The organism is Actinosynnema sp., from assembly GCF_052038725.1.
On record NZ_JBQGCX010000492.1, the window covers coordinates 1 to 1971 of the forward strand.

1 protein-coding gene is annotated in these 1971 nt (G+C 76.2%); it reads right to left on the reverse strand.

Annotation, left to right across the window (positions count from 1 at the left end; translation table 11 throughout):
- On the reverse strand, window positions 1-1971 hold a 1971-nt coding region (locus ACTUAL_RS09940; RefSeq protein ID WP_440900061.1), incomplete at both ends, for a beta-ketoacyl synthase N-terminal-like domain-containing protein.

Below are 1971 nucleotides of genomic sequence, written 5' to 3' on the forward strand. Positions count from 1 at the left end.
CACTCGACCTTCGCCGACGGCTCGTCCACGTGCAGCGTCCTGGGCAGCAGTCCCTCCCGCATCGCCAGCACCGCCTTCACCACCCCGACCACGCCCGCGGCGGCCTGGGTGTGGCCGACGTTCGACTTCACCGAGCCCAACAGCAGCGGCGTGGTCCGGTCGCCGTACGCGGCCAGCAGCGCCTGCGCCTCCACGGTGTCGCCGAGCGTGGTGCCGGTCCCGTGCGCCTCCACCGCGTCGACGTCGGGCGGGGACAGCCCGGCGTCGGCCAGGGCCGCCCGGATCACCCGCTGCTGCGCGGGGCCGCTCGGCGCGGTGACGCCGTTGGACGCGCCGTCGGAGTTGATGGCGGAACCGCGCAGCAGCGCCAGCACCCGGTGGCCGTTGCGGCGCGCGTCGGACAGCCGCTCCACCACCAGCGCGCCGACGCCCTCGGACCAGCCCGTTCCCCTCGCCCCGTCGGCGAAGGAGCGGCACCGGCCGTCCGGCGCGAGGCCGCCGAGCCGGGAGAACTCCACGAACCCGGCCTCCGAGGTGATCACGGTCGCGCCGCTGACCAGCGCCAGCTCGCACTCGCCGTCGCGCAGCGCCCGCGCCGCCAGGTGCAGCGCCACGAGCCCGGACGAGCAGGCGGTGTCCACGGTCAGCGTCGGACCGCCGAGGCCGAGCGCGTACGAGACCCGGCCGCTGGCCAGCGCCGCGAGCCCACCGGTCAGCCGGTGACCGTCCACACCGGACTCAAAGCGCTGGTCGTAGTCGTTGGCGAACAGGCCGGTGTAGACGACGACCTGCCGCCCGCGCAACGAGGTGGGCTCGATCCCGGCGCGCTCCAGCGCCGTCCACGCGGTCTCCAGCAGCAGGCGCTGCTGCGGGTCCATCGCGAGCGCCTCGCGCGGGGCGATGCCGAAGAAGGCGGCGTCGAACAGGGTCGCGTCGTCCAGGAACCCGCCCTCCCAGGCGGTGGTGCGGCCCGGCGCCCCCGGTTCCGGGTCGTGCAGCGCGGGGGCCCAGTCCCGGTCGGCGGGGAACGGGGTGATCGCGTCGCGCCCCTCGGACAGCAGGCGCCAGAACGACTCCGGGCCGGTGACGCCGCCGGGCAGCCGCACGTCCAGGCCCACGATCGCGATCGGTTCCGCTTCGACCGGCGCGGTGGTGGCGGGCGCTGGCTCGTCGCCGCCGAGCAGCCTGGCCACGGCGGCGGGGGTGGGGTGGTCGAGCACCAGGCTGGCGGGCAGCGCGAGGCCGGTCGCCTCGACCAGGCGGTCCCGGAACTCCAGCGCCGCCAACGAGTCGAAGCCGAGGTCGGCGAACGTGCGGTCGCGCGAGCGCGGCGGCCGGTGGCCGAGGACGGCCGCGATCACCGACTCGACCGTGCCGACCGGGTCGGCGGGCGCGAACAGGGCGCGCAGGGCGGTGTGGTCGACCTTCCCGGTGCTGCTGCGCGGGATCGCGGCCACGGCGAGCACCCTGGTGGGGGCCTTGTAGGCGGCCAGCTTCCCCAGCGCGTGCGCCCGGACGGCCTCCGGGGTCAGGCCCGCGCCGACGACCGCCGCCGCGACGACCTCGCCGCGCTCGGGGTGCGGCAGCCCGGTCACCGCCACGTCGGACAGCCCCGGCAGGTCGGCGAGCGCGTGCTCGACCTCGGCGGGGTAGACGTTGTCGCCCCCGGTGATGATCATGTGCTTGAGCCGGTCGACCAGGGTCAGGCAGCCCTCCTCGTCCAGCACGCCGAGGTCGCCGCTGCGGTACCAGCCGTCCGCGTCGAACGCGGCGGCGGTGGCCTCGGGGTTGTTCCAGTAGCCCGAGCTCACGATCGGCCCGCGCACCCGCGCCTCACCCGGAACCCCTTGCGGCACCGGCAGCCCGCTCTCCGGGTCGACCACCCGGACCTGCACGCCGGGCAGCGGGAACCCGGTCGACCCGGCCTTGGCGGTGGTCAGCGCGGCGGGCAGGCAGGTGATGTAGCTGGTG